Raw genomic sequence first — 23,875 nt, forward strand, 5'->3', positions numbered from 1 at the left:
TCGACGTTGACGTGGCATAATAGCACGCTCCCTTAGGTTAGTATGTTAAGTGTACTAGCCCTTATAGTATCTGTCCAACTTAGTGTAGCCGATTCAATAGATATTTATTAAGATTTAGAGGTAAAGAATAAAGAGAGGAGCGATAGCGACTCTCGTTGATTGGTTCCCTTTATCCAACGTAGCAAAGCGGAGGGGGATAAAGGGAAGTATCTACTTATTAAAAATATTGTATCTAACTGATATTAAAGAAATCTCTTAAGTGAAAACTATGGGAGCACTGTGGCTCTAGGGATAAAGGGGCTTTTTTGAGGTTCAAGAAATGCCCGATAAAATAATGTTTATGTTCAAGAAATGCCCGATAAGTCGATAAAAAAAACCCCTATTTTTGGGGGTTAAATAGAAAGATAGTCTTTAAGGTTTTGTCAGGTTTCCCCCCTTTTCTATAAAAGATAAAGGGATTTATCATGTAAGCATTGTTTACTCCCCCTTTGCTTACCTCACCAAATACATACATATCGCTTAGTTTAAGTTTGAGAAGTTTCCTGTAAACTGTCTTTTCGTCTACACCAACAATCCTGGCAATATTTTTCTTATTAAGAGGTCTGATTAGCAAAGGATTTTTTTCAATAGGATTTTCACATAAGAAGTTAGTTTCCTTATGGACATATGGGAGTAACTTGTATATAAATCCTAAGTCCTTAGCGTTGACTGACTTATATAACTCTTTTAGAGTAGTAGTATAAGACCTGATAAGGTTAGTTACATTACTATCACCTTTCCAATGGTATTTGGCATTAACCCTAAAGTGCTCACCTTCTAGGTGTATAATATCGTTCTTAATCATTGTGTTAAAAAAGTAACTAAAGGTGGTTCTGCCCAGACCTAATACCTTCTGAATATCATTTTTATTCATAGGATCCTTATATTTACTGCCTTTAATAAGAAGTCCTCCAAAGTCCATAAAACATTGAAGGTATAAAAGGTAGCCACAGTGTTTTTCTTCAAGTGTTCTTATCACTTCTTTTATACTGTCCATATTAGAACATGTATAAGATGGTTGTTCCCTAGAATTTTTGATAAGATCTTTGTAAGCATTGACTTTCTTTCTAGAAGTAATTAGAAACTCCCCATTATCAGGAATTGAAATCATTTTTTCTCCTGTGTCGTAATCATATCCTCGCTTTATTCCATTAGGTAGCTCATTTGTAAATGTTATTCCCATGGTTTAACCTCCTAAGTTAATAATCTCTTTAGTAATCGTTCCATGTAACTTAAAAGTTGCACTAAAAAACCCACCGAAAAGGTGGGGGATTAGATTTCAGCACCGTAAGGTAAAGCGTTCTGTATTTCGTCATCTGTATAGCCTTTATCTCTCAAGTAATCTACTAAAGAACTAATTAGAACTAAGTAGGGATAACCAGAATACCTCCTATCCTCATATGGCTTAGAAATGGCAGTTAGTTGTTGCAGTTGTATCTTTGCCTTAACCCCCTCCACTGTGAAAACAATTCTAAACTTCTCAAGAACTCTTGCAACTTGTTCGAGGGTAAGTGTGTGAGAAAAATTTTTAATTATCACTTGACCTCACCACCTTTTAAAAAGTACTCTAATTCTTCTTGAATAACCCTGATAGACCCACCGATTTTAACAGTTGGAATTTCTCCTTTCTTAGCAAGAGCATAGACTTTGCATTTTGATAGTTTGAGTAGTTCAGATACATCGTTAACAGTAAGTACTTTCATTTAAACCATCCTTTCAATTTAACTTCATTAACAATATAAGAAAGGAAAACAAAAAATTAACAAAGAACGTAAAGCAGAATAAATCTTTCTAATTCTGTTAAAAATTGTGCTAACAAAATAGGGGAGATGTACGTCAAAAGAAAAGATATTTTAGGCGTTGAAGGGGAGCGAACGTAGGTATTTTATATAGAATAATGAAGGTATCTAAGTATAATTCTTAGTAGATAGTAACAGTACTAAAAAGGGTATTCAGAAAAAATGACTAGATGAGAAAAGGGGCACCCATTTTAAAGGTTTTAATTGAGATAGGTTGGTGATGACGTACAAGCTAAATTTATAAAAATTTGGTACAGAGAGAACAAGGGCTGCAGTTATTGATTAGAACATAATCAATTTATTCGGTAGTGGGTCAGGTGAGTGTCAACTAGTGATGTGATCTCCTAGTAACATAAATATATTGGCTAGTACACAAATTCCAACATAAATACCCACCCATGAGAAAGTAAATGTTAATTATTAACAGACGATAAAGCAACAATACTAATTTCAGAATTTTTACTTAGACATTTAGTCGGATTGTGCGGTAAAATATGGTATATTTATACTGTTGGGAAGTGGGAGGGATAACCTTGGCTAATGATGTCAATAATATAGCAAATGTAAATTTAGAAGAAGATGGTAGGGAATGTAATATTAGTAATATTTTTAATCCTACGGATGAACAAATGAATACTATCATCCATTCATTAAATACATTAAATCAAGTTGAGATTTTAAATATTATAGGAAGTTTCAATATTTCTATTGATCGTGACACTATAAAGAAGAAAATGGAGTTAATACAATATCTCATTTACGGTTTTAAAAAAGGAATGTTTAATGAAAGGCTATTTAATGAGTTAAGAAGTCAGGCTTTTAATCCTGATATTGATAGTACAGATGGCTTCTTTTTCTCTTTTGAAGCTGATGTGCCAACTATTACCAAAGAAGGTCTAGAGACATTTTTGAAAGACTGGAATGAGGTTAAGGATGATAAAACGATTGAGTTTCTAGAATTGAATAATCAGAGTGCTACATTTTTAGTAACAAAACATACTGATAAGTTTATTTTTGATAAAGAAAGTATGTTCAGTATAAAATATAACGATGAAAAAAGAGCAAAAGTTGAGGTGCACTTTGACAAAAGTATTGTATATGTTCAAACAACAAATACAGTTATTTATAATGCAATAAAAACAATCATTAAAGAATTTCTGCAAGAGCTATTGGATATTGAAAAGCTCTATATAACACCTCCAAAGATGAGCAAAAATCTAAGTCTTACTTTTAATGATGACTTTACGGCAGCTACAGAAGAGAACTCTGTTCATCCAAATACTATTAAACTACTCGATATTTTATTAGAACTAGACGCACCAAGTTCTTCTTTTAGTGGTTTTGAATGTGTAAATATTACTCTTGATCACGAAGATACTATCAACCGAAAAGACGCAAAATCCAAAATAGTTTCTCAAAATTATGGTGGAGGAGATTTACTCAAAAATAAAGTTGTAAAGGACTTAATACTTAGTAATAGAATTATCTATGATATAGAGTTTATTATTGAGTATAATCATGTGGATAATGAGGGGGATATTAGTAAACAACTTGTTACGGTAGGAATGATTAATGATAGGAAAAGTTCCCTAAGAATTTTTATTAAAAATAGCGATTACAATATTCGAAATGTTATTAAGAATGCATATAGTGAGCTTACTAGGGTATTCATATCTAACTATGGTCAGTCACAATTAAGAAATGAGGATAACATAAAAAAACTGTTAGGACTTAGTTAAGATGGAAACAAATAATAATTTTTTTTATGAGGCTATGCTATATGCATTTAAGGATCAGGAAAATTTTTGGATAATGCTTAGAGGACTTATAGATGAAATTGAGATAAGTGAAGGGATTTATTTTAATGTAAATATCTTAGATAAAAAAATACATAATAGTATGTATTCTTTTCGGGTTGATCAAAATAATGATCATATTCAGATTTACATCATAAATAATCTGATGTGGATGTTTGTTGAAGACGTATTTGAATATACTCCTTTACTTAAAAAAATTGAGTCAAAACTAAGTAAGTATATATCTAAGATACATGTAACAAACAAATATTTTGTTGACTCAATCTTTAATAGTAATTTTAGTAATAACCTCCTAGAAATAAATATTGAAGGTGAGGACATTTCTGAGTTTGAAGCAGAAACCTTTACTGGAAGTTTTATAAATAAAACTTTTGAATATAGAAACATCATTAATTTTAGCGATATTCACATTAGATACCTTAAATTCCAACCTCTTAAATTAAACGCTGTTCTCACACTTAGGTTTCCTAATGTAATTCAGTTCAGTGATTATATTGATTTCAAGATGTATCAGAACTTAATTAAAAGCTTTTCAATTTATATTTATAAAACAAATAGAAAATTATTATATTTTAATAAAGGAGAAGGATATGAGGAAAATAACAATAGCAACTACTAATGACGGGTATAAACTAGAAGAAATGGGTCACCAACCTTGGCATGAATATGATGGATTATCTATAGATTTCATACTAGACTTCAAACATATACCAGAGAAGGAATATTTATTAAAAGTTACTAGTCTATCCAAGGAATTTGATTGGATAAACGTGGAAGATGGTAATTTTATATTTGATCTTGAGAAAATTAAGAGAAACTTTAATGTGTTTTCAGAATGTAAATGGATGAAGAGCTATATTACTCTTAAGCCTAACTATGAACCAGCATTGGATGACTCAAAATTTATAGTGAGTTTCTCAGCAACAAAAAAGGAAATTGAAGTTAATGCCCCAAAGAAAATCTTTTTAAGTCATAAAGGTGCGGATAAACCACTAGTTAGAGAGTATTTTCAACTACTAAAAGAATTAGGGTTTGATCCATGGCTAGATGAAGACGCAATGGCTGCTGGAACAAAGTTGAATAGAGGAATATACCAAGGTTTTAAAGAGTCATGTGCAGCTATATTCTTTGTTACTCCATCATTTAAAGATGAAGATTATCTAGAGGACGAAGTAGATTATGCCATAGATGAACAAAAAGAAAAAGGTGACAAGTTCGCTATTATCACATTGGCATTAAAAGATCAAGATGGCAAAACAGGAGAAATTCCTGGATTGTTAAGAAAATATGTATATAAAGAACCAAGTTCACAACTTGAAGCATTTAGAGAGATTATTAGGGCGCTTCCTTTAGAAACAGGAAATAAAGTATGGAAAAATTAAGGATAGGTTTTTGATCTCTAAAGACTATTTCACTTTTTTAGATAATATAAGTTAGTTATATAAACTAAAAAACAGTCTTCTCAAAGGGCTGTTTTTTATTTGGGAGTGACTGAGGATAATATCTCATTAATAAGTGGTAAAATTACCGCTTATTTTTTTTAAGTAGTAGTTATAGTCGCCTTTGATTGTGTGCGTGAAATGTACTCTACGCATGTGGAGTGTGTAGTGTCATTATCCTTGATATAGAAGAGTTTTTAAGAAAGGGATGTGTTCAAAATGGTCATTGACCATTTTGAACATGCCTTGCAAATTATTTCTTAGATGTAATTGTCTAAAAAAACATTCATTATTCATAATGAACAGATCCTGTTTCGGAATAATAAACATTTCTGATATCAGGATCTTTTTCTGTTCAAAATCTTAAAGAAATAGATTCCAATTTTTACTACTAAATCCAATAATTTCACAGTTTTTTTCACAAATTGAGACAGGGAAGTAGGAAAAGTCCCGCCTATTGATAAGAATATTGCCGACAATATGTAGAAGCCCGGCTAATCTACTTAGCTCTGTGGCCCGAATTGTCTTTTCCTACTCACTTTTCTTTGCACTTTTTAGTTGTTAATAGTAAAGTTTATAATGTTCGAAATTTACTATAGTTTGATAAAAAGTGCTTAAGCATGCTATAAGTGTAAATGAAGCAGGAACATTTTTGCTTTTTAATTTTGGGACAAGAGTTTGACCTAGAATCCCATCATGAAAGGATTTGAGTTTGAATATGATAGATAATTTTTGGCGTGATTTACCACGACCATTTTTTATACTTGCACCAATGGAAGATGTGACGGATGTTGTTTTTCGTCATGTAGTGAGTAAAGCAGGCAGACCTGACGTGTTTTTTACAGAGTTTACAAACACAGAAAGTTTTTGTCACCCAGAGGGAAATCAAAGTGTGCGTGGCCGGTTGACTTTTACAGAAGATGAACAGCCAATCGTCGCACATATATGGGGAGATAAGCCCGAATATTTTCGCCAAATGAGTATTGGTGTGGCGAAACTTGGGTTTAAAGGTGTGGATATTAATATGGGTTGTCCTGTGCCTAATGTGGCAGCCAAAGGGAAGGGAAGCGGCCTTATCCGCCGTCCGGAAGTCGCTGCAGATATTATACAAGCAGCAAAAGCAGGAGGATTGCCTGTAAGTGTGAAGACAAGGCTTGGCTACACGGAGATAGACGAATGGAAGGACTGGCTAACACATATATTGAAACAAGACATTGCCAATCTTTCTATTCATTTGCGGACAAGAAAGGAAATGAGCAAAGTAGATGCTCATTGGGAGCTCATTCCAGAGATCAAGAAACTTCGTGATCAAGTCGCACCAGATACACTTTTGACGATCAATGGGGATATTCCTGACCGTCAAACTGGCTTGCAGCTCGTTGAACAATATGGCGTTGATGGGGTTATGATCGGGCGCGGTGTTTTTACAAATCCATTTGCCTTTGAAAAAGAGCCGAAAGAGCATAGTAGTGAGGAATTGCTTGATCTATTAAGATTGCAACTTGATCTCCACGATAAATATTCATCAGAATTTGAACCACGTCCATTCAAACCTCTTCGTCGCTTTTTTAAGATATATGTCCGAGGATTTCGAGGGGCGAGTGAATTAAGAAATCAATTGATGAGTACAGAGTCAACTGATGATGTGCGTGCATTACTCGATAAATTCCAGTGAAAAAAATATTAATGGGATGGGGAGATAGTAGAATGATATGTTCTCAACTCCCCTTTTCAAAAATGTTATAAAGATATTGCTGCAAAAAAGAACTTTTTAGCGAAAAGCCTTTAAATAGGAATAATACATATTTCCGATTTAAGGGTCTTTACATTTGAATGTACAAAAGAATGACAGTTAATCCATTTGGAGTTCAATTTTTACGTCTCTTGAAACGGACTACTAAGTTATATTGATATTGAAAATACAGTGGCTTTTAAAGCTAGCAAGTAAGAAACCCTTCAAACATTTGTATGAAGGGTTTGTTTATTGTTTGAGAAATTTCGAGAAGCAGCCGAAAGATAACAAGTTTTCTCTGAGTGTCCAGAGATAGGGGATATCTGTCACTTGGTCAAGCTCGAATGTTGGGTTTTAATTCCACTGCTTATGGGCAGTATAAGCTTAATCTCTTTTGTAAAACTTTTAAGACCTCCTTTGGCATTTCTTTGACTTTGATATCTTCGCCGAGAAAAAGCAGCCAATTTGTTATTTCGGCCAATTCTTCAGGCTTGTTGACATTGATAAACGTCTTTAGAATGGCTGTAGTTTGGTAAGGATTCGTATAGGATATTGAAACTTTTAAAGGATGGTATTTTTTGAATTGAGCAATTGCTTTTGGCCCAAGTTCAACGACAAAGTTAATGACTTCTTCCTGTTTGCTTATTTTTTCTAAAATCTTTTTCTTACTTAATCTTTCCTTCGTCTGGTAGGGTTTGACATCGGTGAGATAATCGACAGGAACAATCTTTTTCTTTTCTTCCTTTAAGTCAAAGCCTTCAATCAGCCAGAGACCATTTTCATGATATAGGTGCAAAAGGTAAATTGGATAAGACTTTATATCCTTCTCCTCCTTGATCGTAATCAATAAATAGCTATCCAAAAGAACAATTTCAATGAGTTTTTCTAACATGGGATGGGGGAGGTCTGAAAGCTCAAGGAGGTCTGGATTATTGGGATTAGTCCCTTCAAAAAGCAAGATTTGATTTAAAAGAACGAGATCATCTTGCTGATTTTCTGAGATGAGGCCTAGTAATTTTTCAGCCAATGACTGACGGCTTTTTAGATAGGGGAGTTGTCGATTTCTTGTGGCCATAAAGGCAATAAAAAGAGCTTTGACCTCATTATTGGTAAAGCGGACAACGGGCAGGACAGAGTTATGCATGACAAAATAGCCCCCATCCCTTCCAACTTCAGAGACGAGTGGCATCCCCATTGCCTCAATTTCCCTAATATCTCTAATAGCTGTCGAGCGGGAGATGTTAAATTCTCGCATGATTTCAGAAATTGTAAAATGGGAGCGGTTGTTGATATACCGCATGATAACATTAATTCGTTCAACTTTTTTCATGGCGGCTCCTAAACAGTATCATTTTTTGACATCATTTAAAGTTATCATATATCCATCAAGTGAAGAAGACAAGTCATTTGATTAATTTAGAAAAAGGAAGGTTTTGAATATGGCAGATTATACTTTAGAAGAAAAAGACAGTTTTATCGTTTTCGGTCTTGGAACTGAGCTTAAGAGTCATTACACGGATTTTGCTGGCATAAACAAGGAAAAGGCAGACTTTTGGCAAGCTGTCAGCCAAGATGGAAGGCTCGACACATTAAAAGCCATGGCGATAAATGATTACATTTTTGCTGTGAACGAAGCAGTGAATAACAAGATGATGTATTATGCTGGCGTCATGGTAGAGGATTCAACACCAACATTAGAAGAAGCCAGAGTCATCCAATTCCCTAAGGGGCAATATCTAGTTGTTAAAGGGGAAGCACAGACAGCTGATGAATTAAATAATAAACTTACTGGTATTGCCTTTGGTCAAGTGCTGCCAGAAGTAAAGAATGTTGCCTATGTTGGTGGGCCAAACGCAACGGTTAAGATGGGAGAGCGAAACGGCTTCGTTTATGGTGAAATGTGGATTCCAGTTGTTGAGAAATAAAGAGAAAAAGGGATGATGGAAATGTCCTATATTGTTGATTTTAAAAATGTGTCTACTATTGGTTTAGAGTCTTCACCTGTTGCAGAAGCGCTTGCTGGTTTACGTGCTAATGAAGCCCGTTACTTTATGAACAAATACAAGCATGATTTTACGGTTGTACCAGCTAGCGAAAGCAAGGAGACTCTTGAGTATGTAAACCGAATTTTAAAAGAGGAACGTGATATTGAGTTTGCGGCCCAACCTTTAGAAACATCGCATTTTCAAGTGGAAAATATCAAATTTGCTTACGTTTTTTATGAGGATGGTCTTGAGGTCAATGTTATGTATACAGTTGATGATCCTAAGAAACGGGCCGTTGGTTTTAAGCTTTCTGAGGGGATGGAGGTACCAAAGGAACTTGAAGGGAAATTCAAGTTTGCTAGGCAAAAGTCTAAACTAGCTGGAACAATTCGGGGTTCATTTTTTGTCATTAAAGGAGACTATTAAAGTAAGCAAAAGTGAATGTTAAGAAATCCAGCCGCTTGTTGTATTTGGTCATGCTTTTTTCTAAAAACAACTTTCACTAGCTAGAAGCCCCAATGGATGAGGATATTTTTAATAACTTTAATATATTAATCGAACGACCCTGATTTCATTACCGATTTCAGGGTTCTTTCTGTGCAAGGCTTTTTTTAGCAAATTTTTTTCAGTTTTGGTTTGGTTCATTCTTGTGAAATAAAGTTAAGCGGTACGGTCCTTTTCTTGCTTATTTTATGTGCCATTTGTCGTTTGCGTTTTTAATACTCTACCAATCAGGTTCGTTTGTATTTGCTGGCGAATATCCGTCTAACTGTGAAAAAAATATTTATGTACATCCGATAATCAGTAGGTATAATTGTTTTAATAGATTCTAGGAGGAGATTTATTTGGAATTTCGGAACCTTCAAACATTTCATTATGCTGCCCAGTTTTTGAACTATAGTAAAACAGCACAACATTTAAGTTTTTCTCAACCAGCTGTGACCAAGCAAATTCGATTACTGGAGGAAGAACTAAATGTAAAGTTATTTATTCGTATTGGGAATAAAATGTACTTAACGCCAGCGGGTGATGCTTTACAAAAATATACAACGAAAATTTTCTCTGTAGTTGAAGAGATGGCCAATGAAATGAGACGGTATGAAAAGGATGAAAGTCTATTAAAAATAGGGGCAGATATTTCTATTATCACTAATAATCTTCAGCCCGTTATCTCACAATTTTATCAATATAATCAATCTGTTCAGATGAAAATCTATACATGGGAATTTTTGAAGGTTATTGATGGCATTCAAAGTAATGAGATAGACGTTGGCTTTATTTCAGGAGATATTAAAGATCCAAATATACTTGAATATAAGATTTCAAGTGATCCAATCGTTTTAGTCATTTCTCCAGTTTTAGCGGAACGATATTCCCTTAAGCAAATCATGAAGAACTATCCTCTAATATGCTATAAAACAAAAAGTCCATATGCACAATTACTAGATAATTACTTGGTAAAAAACAAGCTGAAAATTAGAGGTACTATTGAATTTAGTAATTTAGAAGCGGTTAAAAGTGCAGTGCTTCAAGGTGTTGGTATTTCGGCATTAACTAATGATATCGTTTTTCAGGACTTAAAAAATGGAAAATTACAACTTGTGGAAAATGATTTTGAACCAATGTATATTCAAACATCCATGATTTACCATAAAGAAAAAGCTTCCTCCCCACTTATTCAATCACTGCAGGAACATGTTAAAGAGTATTGGTGTAATCGATAAATTCTTACCGTAAAATGAATTTTTATTTGTATATGTGATATCTTATTTTTATTATTTACTAAGGTTAGCTATATACTAGCAAAACTAAAAAATAGTAACCCCACGTTTTATTTAACTGGAATTTTACATATTTGAAGAGTTGAAGATGGCAGTTTTCATGATCTCAACTTTTACTTTAAATTCAACTTCGTTAAATCTTCCTTATTTATGCTGTTATTGAACATTCTATCTATAAACTCATGCCTTCCTTACATTTTATGTGTTAATTGATAAATTGTTTTAAAATATTCAAGTGAATAGACAGCCAACTTTTGCTCTTCACTGACTATACTACACTAAATGTTTCCACCGAATAATTGAGGAGGCTAGGACAAAAATATATTAACTAAAGAACCCCTGAATATTGTGATCTAACTTGCTCTGGAAATATACTTCACTTTCCGCAGGCGGCCGGGGATGCCTATCTTCCCGCGGGAGTTTGCGTATTTCAATGTTCGTCTTTGGTTAACCACTTTTGAGTTTTGTCTAGCCTCTTGTTTTTAGTAAAGGGAATTTTCAACACTGAAATAGGAAGAAAGATCTTAGTATAGTTTTTTAGAAAAAAATTGGAATAATAGATTATCTGAATATATTTATAACTCGTCATGTTATGAAATGATACATTATGGTGTGAGCGCGAATAGCTTAAGTTATAACTATAAGTAATAGGCACTATTTAAATATTTGATATGCGTACAACATTATTAAAAAAAGCATTGATTTAATAATGTTTTCGTCCGTTTTCAAATAGAATTACGAAAATACCGAATATTGAATCTTGTGTAATTTCCGTGATATATTAAGTGACATATTATAGTGGGTTAAAGGAGTGAGCTGAATGAATTGTGAGCTGAAAAGGTTACAACAATCTATACTTAAGTTTTCCCATTTTGGAAAAAGTGAAAATGGAGGAGTTACACGTTTAACTTTGACACAACCCGATGTAGATGCACGTACTCAATTAATTCAAATGATGGAGGAAATAAATTTACGTGTATCTATTGATGATTTAGGTAATATTTATGGCACTTATGAAGGAAAGGAAGATTTACCCCCGATTATATTAGGATCACATGGTGATTCAGTAGAAAAAGGTGGAAACTTTGACGGGATTTTGGGGATTTTAGGTGCTTATGAGGTGGTTAAAGTTCTTCATGAAAATCAGATAAGACTTCGTCATCCGATTGTAGTTGCAGATTTTACCAATGAAGAGGGAGTACGTTTTGGACCTGCAATGTTTTGCTCTGGAGTATTGGCTGGCGTTTATGAAGAACAGAAAATTTTTTTCACAAAGGATAGAAAAGGAATTAATTTCAATCGGCTCTTGAACAAAGTGGATTTAACGGGTTAGCAGAAAACAGATTGAAAGACGGAACTGCTTATCTTGAATTGCATATTGAACAAGGACCTGTTTTAGAAGCACTAAACAAAAACATTGGAGTAGTTGAGGGAATCGTTGGTATGAATTGTTTGGAGATTATTGTCCGTGGGCAATCAAATCATGCAGGTACAACTCCAATGCAGATGAGGAAAGACCCATTAATGGCTGCTGCTCACTTGATTGATAGATTGAATGATTTTCTTAGAACGGTTGATGAAGAATTAGTTTTTACAATTGGACAGTTTGATATTTTTCCAAATTTGCATACGGTAATTCCTGATCAAGTGAAATTTACGTTTGATGTACGTCATAAATCAGAGGATATCATAAAAAAAGCAATGACTATAGTGGAACAAGAAATTAAAAATGTTGAAGAAAAGACAGGTTGCACAATTTTTAGACGAGTGCTCTGGGAAAGGGAGACGGTTATATTTGACAACTCCATTGTTGATTCTGTAGAGACTAGTACAACAGCATTAGGTTATTCCTATAAACGAATGTATAGCGGAGCCGGTCATGATGCACAGTTTTTAGCTAAAATGATGCCTACAGGAATGATCTTTGTTCCTAGTAAAGAAGGAAAAAGCCATTGTGAAGAAGAGTATACATCAATAGATAGTTGCACTAATGGAGTTAACGTGTTGTTACAGACTGTATTAGATCTTGATAAAAAATTAAATTAAGAGAAAGAAGGAATAAAAAATGACTAAAAAAATTTGGAACAATAGTGCTATTACTCCGCTAAAGAAAGTAATACTTTGTCCCCCGACCTATCATGAATTCGAACCTATTAATGTCATAACAGAAAGCTGGTTGGAAAAGGGAGAGAAGTCAAATCATGAAGCAATCATGAAAGAACATGCAGAACTAGTTCAGGCTTATAAATCCAATGGGGTTGAAGTGATTCAGATGGAACCAGTACCCGATTTACCTTACATGGTTTATGCGCGAGATTTTGGAGCTTCTATTGCTGAAGGTGTTATTATGGGGAATTTTCGACAACCTGTTCGAAAAGGGGAGTCGGAACAATTCGAAAAGAAATTAAAAGAGTTAGGGGTACCGATTGTTGCGAGAACTACAGCAGGAGCTTTTGAAGGAGGAGATTTTTGGTTTCTGGATGAGGCGACAATTGCTCATGGTGTAATTGAAAGAACTGATTGGGACGGTTTCCATAATGTCAAAAGACAAGTGGAGGAACTTGGATACTGTATGATTGGTGTTCCATGTGCAAGAGAAAATCTGCACTTAGATATGTGTTTTAATATTGTTGGAGAAAAGGTTGCGGTTGTATGTAAAGAAGCATTGCCTGATTTTTTTCTGCGAATGCTCGAAAAAAGAAAATTCACATTAATAAACGTACCACAAGAAGGGGTATTTAAGCATTACTGCAATCTTCAGAATATTGGTCGTGACAGGGTCATTTCCTTCGAAAATAATGTTGAAGTAAATGCAAAAATGCGTGATTTAGGTTTAACAGTTATTGAAGTTGGATTGGAAGAGATTCTCAAGGGGGGAGGAGGTCCTCATTGCATGACATTCCCATTAGAAAGAGGAGAATAAAACACAAATGTACGTTTGATTCTCAAAGAAAAAATATTTTACTAAGTTCTCTCCTTTTTTATATTTAAGAAAGTAGTTAAAGGTGGTTTGGATTATACTAATCAAATTAAACGTTGTCAGAAACTGAAGAACTACAGAATTTGTGGAGAAAATAAATTTTTATAGGGTTGAGTCAGTAGAAATCTTTCCAACTGATCATAGTAGTGAAATAACCGTAGTGTTACCCTCCTGAGTATATCGTTAATTGCATTAAAGAAAAACTGACTTAGGTTAAAAGTGAGTAAAGGGTTTGTCTAATTGATTGGTCAAAATAATAATGGATTCGTTGAATCAATAACGGGAATCATCATACGCCGTTATTTATCAGAATTTTCTATATTAACTTTACGAAAAGTGACTGATAGGTTTAATGAGACAAAATTTTATTGAAAGGCTTTGTGCACATGGAAGAAGACGGACCTAATTTTACTGGTAAAAAGCTGGATGGCAAGCATCTAAAAAGTGTTACGTAATTTATCTGCTGTAAGGAAGAGCGATGATGTGTTCAAGGGGCGGCTGTAGTGATGTCGTAAAAAGGATCAAAATATAAGGAGCAAAAAAGGAGGATTACGATGGGAAATCTTAAGAAAGATAGCTTGAGCTTGGTGGAAACAATTGCACTGTCAGCGGCTGTTATGGGACCTTCTGTTTCAATGGCTCTAAATGTCTCACTTATTACAGGGTTAGTAAACTACTCGGTGACATTGACTTTTCTCATTTCCGTGCTTATTACCTTCTGTGTTTCAACAGCAATCATTAAATTTAATAAGATGTTTTCAACAAGTGGTTCTCTTTACAAATTTACGGAATATGGGCTCGGAAAAAAGATGGCATTAGTTTCGGGCTGGGCGTTGCTTTTGGCATACTTCACACTTGTGGTTGGTGTTTCTGGTGTGTTAGGATCTTACGTTTCAAGCCTACTGGGTATGGCTCATATTCATATTAATTGGCTACCAATTTCGGTGTTTCTCTCACTGATCATGTGGGTTCTAGCTTATTGCGATATCAAACTGAGCACACGAGTGATGCTCGCACTGGAGGGTGTCTCAATTTCCTTAGTTCTTATTTTGGCTGTTGTGATTTTTTTCAAAGTTGGCTTTCATGGTATGAGTTTCGCTCCGCTTGGGATTGGAAAGAATAGCTTTGCTGTAATTGGTCAAGGTGTTGTCATGGGACTGTTAAGCTTTGCAGGGTTTGAATGTACGTCAGCTCTTGGAGAAGAGACTAAAAGTCCAACGAAACTGATTCCGCGGGTTATTATCGGAACAATTTCAGGGATTGCTATCTTCTTCCTAATTTCAAGCTATTCGCAGGTAATTGGTTTTGGAATCACTCCAAGTGGAATCAAATCCCTTTCAACTTCTACGATGCCTTTAAGCGATTTGGCAACTAAGTATATTTCCACAAAATATGCATTCTTAGTTGCTCTTGCTTTGACGATGTCGCTCTTTTCATGTGTGATTGGATGCGTGTGTACTGGAGCTCGGATCCTTTTCTCAGTTAGCCGTGATGGCAATATTCATAAGGGGTTATCCAATGTTCATCCAAAGTACAAAACACCGCACATTTCTGTAAATACAATAATGATTACGGCTCTGCTAATTCAAATTGTCTTTTATACTCTTACGCGAGGTGATGGCAATCTTCTTTATACCTACAATGCATATGTGACTGCTTTGTCTATGCTTGTTGCCTATATGTTTGTCAATGCATCGGGTATTGTTTACTTTTATAAGAACAAACACTGGAAGATGTATCAACTGATCATTCCGATCATCTCAATTATAGCTATGTTATATGCAGCATATTCCAATATCTATCCGATACCACCATATCCCATGAATTTAGCTCCATATATTACGGTAGGCTTTATTTTGATCATGGTGATCCTTTCAAGACTAACGAAACACGAGGTGGTTCCACAAAATGAGGACCAGGAATGGGATTTGCCCGGTGGGGCGTGAAGATATATGATAGATTGCCGTAAATGTGGGGATATAAATGAATCATATGAGGTTTGTTTAAACAACTAGGAAAAGGAGGAAATAAAATGAAAGGTACACTTTCAATGTATCAATGTGGGAATTGGGTAAAAGGTGAAGGTGGGGTTCGGGAGATTTTAGATCCGTCTTCGGCTACCATAATTACAAAAGTAACGGAAGCAACTGCGACTCAGGTTAATTTTGCGATCAATGCTGCGAGAGTCGCTTTTGACTCTACAGATTGGCACCGTAATACGGCATTACGTGTAAAAGTTCTGCGCTCATTGGCCAATTTAGTAGAAAAATCTGCTGAAGAAATTGCACGAATAGAAACTAAAAATACGGGTAAACCGATCCGGGAATCACGTTTAGATATTTCAGATTCTATAGCATGTTTGCGATATTATGCAGATCTTGTAGAGTGTAAAGAAGTATGGGAAAAAGAAATGGGTGATGGCACCATTAGTAGAGTTAAAGATGAGGCAATTGGTGTCTGTGCCCTAATTGTACCTTGGAATTTTCCGTTACTATTAGGGATATGGAAACTGGCACCTGCTTTGGCAGCCGGTAATACTGTTGTGTTTAAACCTTCAGAACTTACACCGCTTTCTTTTATAAAGTTGGCCATTCTTGCGGAGAAAGCCGGAATACCCAAAGGTGTTTTTAACCTTGTATTAGGAGATGGTAAGGTAGGTCAGGCTTTAGTAGAACATCCGGCTGTTGACAAAGTGTCATTTACTGGCGGAAGCAAAACGGGGCAATGGATTTATGAACAATGTGCAAAACACATTAAGAGGGTATCTCTAGAATTGGGGGGGAAGTCTCCATTGCTTATATTTGATGATGCGAATTTAGAAAATGCCGTTGATTGGGCCATGTTTGGAGCATTTTTTAACCAAGGTCAAGTTTGTGTAGCTTCCTCCCGTATTCTTGTTCATGAATCCATGCATGAAGAATTTCTGAAAAGACTTTCCAATAGATTGAGTGCACTTATTGTAGGGGATCCGTTAGATGAGCATACAGAGATGGGGCCGCTTATTAGTCAGGGACATTTGCAAAAGATACAGGATTATTTGGCAATAGGTATTTCCGAAGGGGCAAACCTTTATTTCGGTGGGGAGCAAATTTTAGAAAATCATGGTTTTTATATCACACCGGCAATTTTTACAAATGTAAAGCAAGACATGCGGATTGTTCAGGAAGAAATTTTTGGTCCGGTCATTACGGTCCAATCATTTTCAGAAGAAGTAGAAGCTATTCAATTAGCGAATGGGACAGTCTTTGGATTGGCTGCTGGAGTACTTAGTCAAGACTTGGAGCGAGCGAAACGGGTTGCGGATCAATTAAAAGCTGGTACTGTTTGGATTAATGGATACCATACGCCACACATCGAAGCCCCGTGGGGAGGTTTTAAACAAAGTGGAATTGGGAGAGAGCTAGGTCCCGATGGACTTTCTGCATTCATAGAACGGAAACATATAAATATCAATCAAAAGCTAGGTTCTAATCATTGGTATAAGAGAATATGACATTCTATAAATTGGGTAGCTAGTATTAACAAGAACAGCAACCGCTTGGTACTGATTCTTCTACCTATACGCATTGTTCACTTAAATATTGAGAGGATGATAGATATATATGGTATTTCAAATGAAAAAAGTAGTAGATTTATCATTACCATTAAATAATCAGACTCCTATATATCCGGGAGACCCTGAACCAAACATTAGCGTTGCAACAACAATTGATAAAGAGGGATATAACCTTCATTATGTGCATATTGGTTCTCAAACAGGCTCTCATGTAGATGCTCCTTACCATTTTTCTAATCTGGGGCAAAAAATTGATGAATCGGATTTAAGTCTGTTTATTGGCATAGGGGTGGTGATTCCTGTTTTGGGCAAAGGAGAGCAAGAGGAAATTACATTGGCAGATGTCGAGTCTTATTTGGAGCAATTAGAACCGGGTAAAATTGTTTTATTTCATACGGGGTGGTCTCAATATGCAAATAAAGAGAAATATTTTCGTCATCCTTATGTGAGCATTGAAGTTATAGATGAGATGATTCGAAGGGGAATTCGAACGTTTTGTATAGACTGTATCAATATTGACATCACAGGTGGAGACTCATTTCCAGCACATGATGCTATAGCCGAAGTGAATGGAATCATTGCCGAAAACCTTACGAATTTTGCAGCGATTAACTTTACTGACCCTCTCATCTGTGCTTTTCCACTACGTATTGTTGGTTGCGACGGTTCCCCAGTACGTGCTGTTGCGGTTGAAATGTTTCATTAGAACATAGAAAGAATCTTGTTTACTACCGTCAGCTCTTATATAAATTTAGTAGATATTGGATGTAATGCTACTGTTGCAGCACATTCAATTTTTTTATTTGTTCTAACTAGTCAAGCATTTTCTATTTATATATACATTTTGTTTTCATTATTGAAAGAATAGCTACCTCATTCTAACCTAACAAATTATCTAGATTAAAGCTCAAGCATAGAGTTTATATTTCTTGGATTTATGTAAGAACTTCATATTTTTATCACTTTTTTCTTGAGTAACCAAAAATAATAGTACTAAATTTATTATTGATATTTTTATTTAAGTAACTTCGGAAATGATTGTTTTGCTGATTTAGAGTCTGTAGTTTTTTAGGGGGAATTTGACAGATTTATAATCCTTGATCAATCAACTCCTCTCCTTTTATTTAACTTTAAGAAAAAGAAAAAAAGATGGGATTCAAGCTCCCGCCTTAAATCTTCTTTCCAAGCATTTTTTGTATCCAATAACCTTTGTGATAGAAACTCATAAAAATTTTCTGTCGTAACCAAACGTTCATTAGTAAGTGCACTTTTATACTTATGCCGTGGCAGAGCTATTTTAGACAGAATTCGAAAAAGAATATATTTCAAAAATTAGGAACAATAAAATCAGAATTGGAGATTATATTAGAGTTCATAGAACCCTCGGATAATCTCTGCCCAATGAAAGTCTTGAGTGATTTAGTTTAATGTTGGCATACCAAAACAGTTTAACGAAGCAGTCCCGTTTTTTTTCATAGACTCTTATCGCGGCTTTAAATATTTAGTAAATTTGTCCTCAAGTTGTTTTTGCTGTTATAGCCATCCATAAAATTTTGATTCTCCCTGTAACTTTTGAAGCGATCTAAAAATTGATTTCTTATGTTCGCAGGGCAATACCTCTTATTATGTGTACTTCTTGATTAGATGATGTCTAATCTTGATACTCCTTGTTAACTTCAATATATTCCTCAATTATTTTTTCTTTTTACCTACTATCAAACCAATAGTCTGATAACGGTGTTTTCCGTTTCCCCACAAAAATCTAGTAGCAACCAATCGTATTTGGTTGATCTTTCCTCTCTTTCTATGGATTCATGAGAATAAATTTAAATTTCACTGTGAGGCAATCTCTTGAATCAATTGATTAAATATTTAGAAAGTTTTAAATTTATAACAAGCAGTAGTTTAGTTCAATGAATTTAGGATTCTTTAGAAAGAGTGAAAATTTAAGGGAAGAAGGGAAGATCATGAAAAAGAGTTCCTTATTACAAGCCACGAAAGAAGGATTTCGCTTTGAAGAAATTACAGTAAATGAATTATTGTCTGGATATGAGGAAGGAGAGTATACAACCGAGGAAGTTGTTTGCTCATATCTTAATCGCATTGAACAGTATGAACATATCTATAATGCTTTCACCTTTATCAATCCAAATGCTGTAGAAGAAGCAAAAGAGATTGATCGTATGAGGGAAGCAGGTAAGGAGCTAGGTCCGCTCGCAGGTGTGCCGATTGTTATAAAGGAAGCCGTTGATGTAGCTGGATTTCCATCTACGTTTGGTTGGGCTCCTCTAAGTAAAGAATCCGGTGGTATTGAGCTAATGCCAACTAAAGATGCACCGATTGTTACCCGATTAAAAGAAGCAGGTGCAATAATTCTTGGAAAAACAAATATCCCTGCTTTTAGTTGTGCTTATAACGCAAACTCCAGTTGGGATGGTCCTACATATAATGCTGTCAATATGGCTATTACACCAGGTGGAAGCAGTAGTGGGACAGCTACAGCGGTATCGGGGAATTTTGCGATGTTAGGTGTTGCAGAAGAAACAGCCGGATCCATTCAAGTTCCTGCAGCTGCACAATCTTTAGTAGGGATAAAGACCTCGTTTGGTTTAGTGCCAACTTTAGGGGTAACACCGCTCGCAGGGTCTACGCGAGATGTGTTAGGGCCACATGCTAGGACTGTAAAAGATGCAGCAATTATGCTCGATGTCATTGCTGGATATTCTGAAGAGGATGTAAAAACTAAGGCATCTATTGGTAATCTTCCAGAAAGAGGCTATGCTAACTTTCTGGAAGATTACTCTTTGGAGGGGAAACGAATTGGCTTGTATGGTCCAGGTTGGCGTTCAGAGGAACTCTCAAAAGAGACACAGGAGCTCTATTTTACAGCTATTGAAGAATTAAAACAGCAAGGCGCGGAAGTGATTGCAGATCCTTTTGCAGGGACAGGATTTGCAGCATATATGCAGACAATACCACAGTTCATAGGTATGGAATCCTTCTTTTATGATCTTGAAAACTACTTAAAGAATCTGGATGAAACTTTTTCGATTAAAAATGTCTTTCAAAAGGCAGGCAATGTGCCTTGGACTGAAGATGGTCCGCTTGCCTTAGTGTCAGATATTATTAATGCTGAAACAGCAAAAGCAGATCCAAGTGTCTTGCCCAATTTAACTAGATTTAATGAGGTGAAATCTGAACTCCTGCGCATCATTCATGGAGTGATGGAAGACCATCAGTTAGATGGATTTGTCTATCCTCAGATGCCTAAAGCAATGCCATCCATACGTGAAGACAATGTTGAATCAACGACAATCTCTGAAATTAATATAAGTGGATTACCACTGATAACAGTACCTGCGGGCTATTATGAGGCCGGATCTCCTTTCGCCCTCGCATTCTTCGGTAAAATGTGGAGCGAAGCTGAGCTCATAGGAATGGCCTATTCTTATGAGCAAGTAACTAAGTTGAGAGGTGCTCCAACTTTAAAGGAAATCCTTTAAGCGAAAATAAATATACTCCCCATTGACGGGGAGTTATTTATTCAAATTCTATATCACCACTGATATTCATATGGAATTTCCTATGTTGAGAAGAAACATTAATAGGTAGTGATTTATATAATCATAAATATTCATAATGTTTATGATCAAAAATGATATTATTTTTTCACTATTTTATGTAAGAGGGGATGTATATCTGATGTCTGCCACTAAAAAGAAGGCTCAAAAAAGACAATATTCGAATTTGGTTAATAACCCAGTATTAGAGGATTACTCATTACGTTATGCCCCAAAATCATTCAGAAAATGGTCTCCTTGGATGGTTTTTCTTACGGGAATCGGAGGAAATGTGGCTATGGCCTCATATGCTCTAGGTGGATCATTAACAGTAAGTTTTGGTGTAATAAATACTGTATGGGCAACGCTTTGTTTAGCTGTCCTTGTATTTATAACAGGGACACCGATAGCAATGGAGATTGCCAAAAATAATATTGATATGGATTTATTGACAAGAGGAGCTGGATTTGGCTACTTAGGCTCTACATTAACCTCACTAATTTATGCTTCCTTTACTTTTATATACTTTGCCCTTGAAGGAGCGATCATGGGTCAAGCAATAACAGACTTCTTTCACATTCCATTATGGTTGAGTTATTTGATTGCAGCCCTTGTTATCATTCCACTTGTTTTATTCGGAATGACTGCGCTCTCTAAATTTCAGGCATGGACTCAACCTATTTGGTTGATTTTAATCGTTACAGCAATTGTTGGTGTGATTTCACAGGATAAAACAGCTATGTCTTCTTGGACCCACTTTACTGGTTCTAATCATACAGGTTCCTTTTCTCCAGTTCTTTTTGCAACAGCAACAGGTGTATTGCTTTCTCTTCTCCCACAAATAGGTGAACAGGCCGATTTTTTAAGATTTATGCCTGATAAAACCGAAAAAACAAAAAAAGTGTGGATGCTTGCTGTCATATGTGCAGGTCCTGGGTGGGTTATTTTAGCGGGGATTCAGCAAATTATTGGTTCTTTTTTATCTGCTAACACCGCTGTAGCCCTCGGTCTTCAGAAAGCAACCATTCCAGCAGCCATGTTTGAAAATGCCTTTAGCATGGTCTTTGGCAGCCCACTTACATCGTTAACTATTGCTACCTTTTTAGTGCTACTGTCACAGATGAAAATTAATGCAACGAATGCATATTCCGGATCTTTATCATGGTCAAACTTCTTTTCACGTACACTCCATTTCCATCCTGGTCGTGTGATTTGGCTTATATTTCAAGTGATTGTAGGTCTATTAATTATGGAAGTGGGCATTATAGATGCTTTGAATACAGTATTAGGCTTTTACTCTAATGTAGCTGTTGCATGGATTGGTGCAGTTTTTGCGGATATTATCATTAATAAGCGGATATTAAAAATTGGTCCCACTTACATTGAATTCAAAAGAGCACATCTCTATAATTTTAATCCTGTAGGCTTTGGTTCAATGATTATTGCATCCGTTTTATCTCTGGCAACCTATTTTGGAGTATTTGGGGCGGGGTTAAAACCTTATTCTGCTTTTATATCTTTGCTATTAGCCATAGTCCTTACACCTGTTATCGCTATTCTTACAAGAGGAAAATATTATATTGCCCGTGATAGTTCCGCTTACTTTTCAAACAATAATGTTAAACAACATCATGAAATTAAATGTGTGTCTTGCGGTAATCATTATGAAACCCATGACTTAGCTTTTTGTCCTTTTTATGAGGGGGCAATATGCTCAATGTGTTGTAGTCTAGAAAGCACCTGCCATGATATGTGTAAAACCCAAGATCAAGAGGATAAGAGTATTGAGAAAAAACAAATATCGTAAGACCAATTTAAAAACCTATATCTAAATTTGGATAGAGGTTTTTATTTTAACTATAATCGCTATTTTCAATGATCATAATAAGCTTTTCAGAGAGCTGCTTCTTTTCAAAATTTAGGAAGGAACAGATACACAATATGAACTCACATCATACATTGGTGATATTCAAATTAGATCAAGGATAGGAGGATCATCATTGTAATGTTGCCAATGGAGGAATATTTCGGTAAGTTAGAGAGCATTTATGCCTTTTATGGGGCAATGCCAACGGGTGTCACTGTTTCTGAAACAGGGCGTATTTTCATTTGTTTTCCGAAATGGGGAGACGATGTTCAATTTACTGTTGCTGAAATAGTTGAGGGAAAATTGCTGCCGTATCCTAGTATGGAGACCAATAGCGTCAACGATGGAAATCTCAAGAAGTCATTTATTAGTGTCCAAAGTGTGGTTGCGGACGGAAAAGATACACTTTGGGTAGTTGATACGGCAGCACCCAATTTTTCTGAGCCGATAAAAGGGGCGGTAAAATTAGCGGCAGTCGATTTGAAAACGAATCAAATTCGCAGAGTGTATACTTTTCATGATGATGTTGTCTTGCCGACCTCCTATTTGAATGATGTCCGTTTTGATTTCCGTGTTGGCAAAGTAGGCTATGCCTATATTACGGATTCTGCTCCCAACGGACCTGGGGCGATTATCGTGGTAGATTTAGAGACTGGAACGGCGTTTAGAAGGTTGGATGGGGCACATGCTACTTCTGTGGATCCTTATTTTTTACCGAAAGTAGAAGGAAAAGTGTTAATGAATCGGAGCGAAAATGGCACCGTGTCTCCTTTTACAACATCTGTTGATGGAATTGCCATTTCTCCAGATGGAAAAATATTATTTTTTTGTCCGCTGTCAAGTCGCCAACTGTACTCAATTTCAACAGAGGTACTTAGAGATCGTGCTATTCCTGATCAAGAATTGCAGTTTCATGTGGAATACTGGGGAGAAAAAGGTGCTTCTGATGGAATGATTACTGATGCAAATGGGACTGTGTATGCAGGGGACTATGAAAATAACAGTATCCGGATGATAAAACCTGATGGCACGATGGAAACGATCGCCCACGATCCAAGGATTTTATGGCCGGATACTTTCTCGATCGGTCCTGATGGATATTTATATTTCATTGTAAACCAATTACATCGGCAGGCGAAGTACCATTATGGAAAAGATTTACGGCAAAAGCCTTATAGTTTATTACGAATGAAAATTAATGCACTACCTGACTATACAATGTAAAATGCTTTTTTCTAACAAGCAATTAGTTAAAGGGCAGTCATACTGTTATGTATTGCTCAAAAATAGCGAGTTTTTCTGAGGTTCATTCCATCACTT

General features: G+C 35.6%; 20 protein-coding genes. 16 read left to right on the forward strand and 4 right to left on the reverse strand.

Features of this window, described 5'->3' with window-relative positions; translation table 11 throughout:
- Positions 1–379: 379 nt before the first annotated feature.
- The 3 genes from G4D61_RS15920 to G4D61_RS15930 form a co-directional block, all read right to left on the reverse strand.
- Positions 380–1,222 carry a hypothetical protein gene (locus tag G4D61_RS15920; RefSeq protein WP_163174354.1) on the reverse strand — a complete coding sequence of 281 codons (843 nt, stop codon included), beginning with the start codon at positions 1,220–1,222 and terminating at the stop codon, positions 380–382.
- Between the two features lie 89 nt (positions 1,223–1,311).
- Complete coding sequence (locus G4D61_RS15925) at positions 1,312–1,578, reverse strand: hypothetical protein (RefSeq protein ID WP_163174356.1); 267 nt, start codon at positions 1,576–1,578, stop codon at positions 1,312–1,314.
- Positions 1,575–1,742, reverse strand: coding sequence for a helix-turn-helix domain-containing protein (locus G4D61_RS15930; RefSeq protein WP_163174357.1), 168 nt, complete (start codon positions 1,740–1,742; stop codon positions 1,575–1,577). The genes G4D61_RS15925 and G4D61_RS15930 overlap by 4 nt, the downstream gene beginning before the upstream one ends.
- 629 nt (positions 1,743–2,371) lie before the next feature.
- Between G4D61_RS15930 and G4D61_RS15935 the strand changes: the two genes are divergently transcribed.
- The 4 genes from G4D61_RS15935 (at position 2,372) to G4D61_RS15950 (ending at position 6,769) form a co-directional block, all read left to right on the forward strand.
- Complete coding sequence (locus G4D61_RS15935) at positions 2,372–3,577, forward strand: hypothetical protein (RefSeq protein ID WP_163174359.1); 1,206 nt, start codon at positions 2,372–2,374, stop codon at positions 3,575–3,577.
- Between the two features lies 1 nt (position 3,578).
- On the forward strand, positions 3,579–4,274 hold the full coding sequence (locus G4D61_RS15940; RefSeq protein WP_163174361.1) for a hypothetical protein: 696 nt from the start codon (positions 3,579–3,581) through the stop codon (positions 4,272–4,274).
- The gene (locus tag G4D61_RS15945; RefSeq protein ID WP_163174363.1) at positions 4,246–5,037 is read left to right on the forward strand and encodes a toll/interleukin-1 receptor domain-containing protein; all 792 of its coding nucleotides are present in this window, start codon (positions 4,246–4,248) and stop codon (positions 5,035–5,037) included. Before G4D61_RS15940 ends, G4D61_RS15945 begins: the two co-directional genes overlap by 29 nt.
- 775 nt (positions 5,038–5,812) lie before the next feature.
- The gene (locus G4D61_RS15950) at positions 5,813–6,769 is read left to right on the forward strand and encodes a tRNA dihydrouridine synthase (RefSeq protein ID WP_163174365.1); all 957 of its coding nucleotides are present in this window, start codon (positions 5,813–5,815) and stop codon (positions 6,767–6,769) included.
- 424 nt (positions 6,770–7,193) lie between these two features.
- Here G4D61_RS15950 and G4D61_RS15955 read toward each other — a convergent pair whose 3' ends face one another.
- Positions 7,194–8,156 (reverse strand): helix-turn-helix transcriptional regulator, encoded by a 963-nt coding sequence (locus G4D61_RS15955; RefSeq protein ID WP_163174367.1) that lies wholly within the window; start codon positions 8,154–8,156, stop codon positions 7,194–7,196.
- A 109-nt stretch (positions 8,157–8,265) separates the two neighbouring features.
- Between G4D61_RS15955 and G4D61_RS15960 the strand changes: the two genes are divergently transcribed.
- The 12 genes from G4D61_RS15960 to G4D61_RS16010 all read left to right on the forward strand — a co-directional run bounded on the left by G4D61_RS15960 (position 8,266) and on the right by G4D61_RS16010 (position 23,779).
- Positions 8,266–8,751 (forward strand): GyrI-like domain-containing protein, encoded by a 486-nt coding sequence (locus G4D61_RS15960; protein WP_163174369.1) that lies wholly within the window; start codon positions 8,266–8,268, stop codon positions 8,749–8,751.
- A 21-nt stretch (positions 8,752–8,772) separates the two neighbouring features.
- Positions 8,773–9,237 carry a DUF8821 family protein gene (locus tag G4D61_RS15965; protein ID WP_163174371.1) on the forward strand — a complete coding sequence of 155 codons (465 nt, stop codon included), beginning with the start codon at positions 8,773–8,775 and terminating at the stop codon, positions 9,235–9,237.
- A gap of 419 nt (positions 9,238–9,656) precedes the next feature.
- Positions 9,657–10,535, forward strand: coding sequence for a LysR family transcriptional regulator (locus G4D61_RS15970; RefSeq protein WP_035355313.1), 879 nt, complete (start codon positions 9,657–9,659; stop codon positions 10,533–10,535).
- Between the two features lie 877 nt (positions 10,536–11,412).
- Entirely contained in the window at positions 11,413–11,925 is a 513-nt protein-coding gene (locus tag G4D61_RS18545; protein WP_367613788.1) for a M28 family peptidase, read from the forward strand.
- A gap of 11 nt (positions 11,926–11,936) precedes the next feature.
- Positions 11,937–12,638 (forward strand): hydantoinase/carbamoylase family amidase, encoded by a 702-nt coding sequence (locus G4D61_RS18550; RefSeq protein WP_367613789.1) that lies wholly within the window; start codon positions 11,937–11,939, stop codon positions 12,636–12,638.
- Between the two features lie 19 nt (positions 12,639–12,657).
- Positions 12,658–13,515: a dimethylarginine dimethylaminohydrolase family protein gene (locus G4D61_RS15980; RefSeq protein ID WP_163174373.1), complete on the forward strand. Its 858-nt coding sequence runs from the start codon at positions 12,658–12,660 to the stop codon at positions 13,513–13,515.
- Positions 13,516–14,126: 611 nt separating this feature from the next.
- Entirely contained in the window at positions 14,127–15,518 is a 1,392-nt protein-coding gene (locus G4D61_RS15985) for an APC family permease (protein WP_163174375.1), read from the forward strand.
- A gap of 86 nt (positions 15,519–15,604) precedes the next feature.
- Positions 15,605–17,065, forward strand: coding sequence for an aldehyde dehydrogenase family protein (locus tag G4D61_RS15990; RefSeq protein WP_235929388.1), 1,461 nt, complete (start codon positions 15,605–15,607; stop codon positions 17,063–17,065).
- A 109-nt stretch (positions 17,066–17,174) separates the two neighbouring features.
- The gene (locus tag G4D61_RS15995; protein ID WP_163174377.1) at positions 17,175–17,834 is read left to right on the forward strand and encodes a cyclase family protein; all 660 of its coding nucleotides are present in this window, start codon (positions 17,175–17,177) and stop codon (positions 17,832–17,834) included.
- Positions 17,835–19,095: 1,261 nt separating this feature from the next.
- The gene (locus tag G4D61_RS16000) at positions 19,096–20,631 is read left to right on the forward strand and encodes an amidase (protein ID WP_163174379.1); all 1,536 of its coding nucleotides are present in this window, start codon (positions 19,096–19,098) and stop codon (positions 20,629–20,631) included.
- 199 nt (positions 20,632–20,830) lie between these two features.
- The gene (locus G4D61_RS16005) at positions 20,831–22,495 is read left to right on the forward strand and encodes a purine-cytosine permease family protein (RefSeq protein ID WP_163174381.1); all 1,665 of its coding nucleotides are present in this window, start codon (positions 20,831–20,833) and stop codon (positions 22,493–22,495) included.
- A gap of 198 nt (positions 22,496–22,693) precedes the next feature.
- Complete coding sequence (locus G4D61_RS16010; protein ID WP_163174382.1) at positions 22,694–23,779, forward strand: L-dopachrome tautomerase-related protein; 1,086 nt, start codon at positions 22,694–22,696, stop codon at positions 23,777–23,779.
- Positions 23,780–23,875: the final 96 nt, after the last annotated feature.

The sequence above is a fragment of the Heyndrickxia ginsengihumi genome, assembly GCF_011008565.1.
GTDB classification, from domain to species: domain Bacteria; phylum Bacillota; class Bacilli; order Bacillales; family Bacillaceae_C; genus Weizmannia; species Weizmannia ginsengihumi.

Bases quoted from the DNA above. Each gene is read 5' to 3' on its own strand.
- G4D61_RS15920 (WP_163174354.1), bottom strand. From the start codon at position 1,222: ATGGGAATAACATTTACAAATGAGCTACCTAATGGAATAAAGCGAGGA.
- G4D61_RS15930 (WP_163174357.1), bottom strand. From the start codon at position 1,742: ATGAAAGTACTTACTGTTAACGATGTATCTGAACTACTCAAACTATCA.
- G4D61_RS15940 (WP_163174361.1), top strand. From the start codon at position 3,579: ATGGAAACAAATAATAATTTTTTTTATGAGGCTATGCTATATGCATTT.
- G4D61_RS15945 (WP_163174363.1), top strand. From the start codon at position 4,246: ATGAGGAAAATAACAATAGCAACTACTAATGACGGGTATAAACTAGAA.
- G4D61_RS15950 (WP_163174365.1), top strand. From the start codon at position 5,813: ATGATAGATAATTTTTGGCGTGATTTACCACGACCATTTTTTATACTT.
- G4D61_RS15955 (WP_163174367.1), bottom strand. From the start codon at position 8,156: ATGAAAAAAGTTGAACGAATTAATGTTATCATGCGGTATATCAACAAC.
- G4D61_RS15960 (WP_163174369.1), top strand. From the start codon at position 8,266: ATGGCAGATTATACTTTAGAAGAAAAAGACAGTTTTATCGTTTTCGGT.
- G4D61_RS15965 (WP_163174371.1), top strand. From the start codon at position 8,773: ATGTCCTATATTGTTGATTTTAAAAATGTGTCTACTATTGGTTTAGAG.
- G4D61_RS18545 (WP_367613788.1), top strand. From the start codon at position 11,413: ATGAATTGTGAGCTGAAAAGGTTACAACAATCTATACTTAAGTTTTCC.
- G4D61_RS15980 (WP_163174373.1), top strand. From the start codon at position 12,658: ATGACTAAAAAAATTTGGAACAATAGTGCTATTACTCCGCTAAAGAAA.
- G4D61_RS15985 (WP_163174375.1), top strand. From the start codon at position 14,127: ATGGGAAATCTTAAGAAAGATAGCTTGAGCTTGGTGGAAACAATTGCA.
- G4D61_RS15990 (WP_235929388.1), top strand. From the start codon at position 15,605: ATGAAAGGTACACTTTCAATGTATCAATGTGGGAATTGGGTAAAAGGT.
- G4D61_RS15995 (WP_163174377.1), top strand. From the start codon at position 17,175: ATGGTATTTCAAATGAAAAAAGTAGTAGATTTATCATTACCATTAAAT.
- G4D61_RS16000 (WP_163174379.1), top strand. From the start codon at position 19,096: ATGAAAAAGAGTTCCTTATTACAAGCCACGAAAGAAGGATTTCGCTTT.
- G4D61_RS16005 (WP_163174381.1), top strand. From the start codon at position 20,831: ATGTCTGCCACTAAAAAGAAGGCTCAAAAAAGACAATATTCGAATTTG.
- G4D61_RS16010 (WP_163174382.1), top strand. From the start codon at position 22,694: ATGTTGCCAATGGAGGAATATTTCGGTAAGTTAGAGAGCATTTATGCC.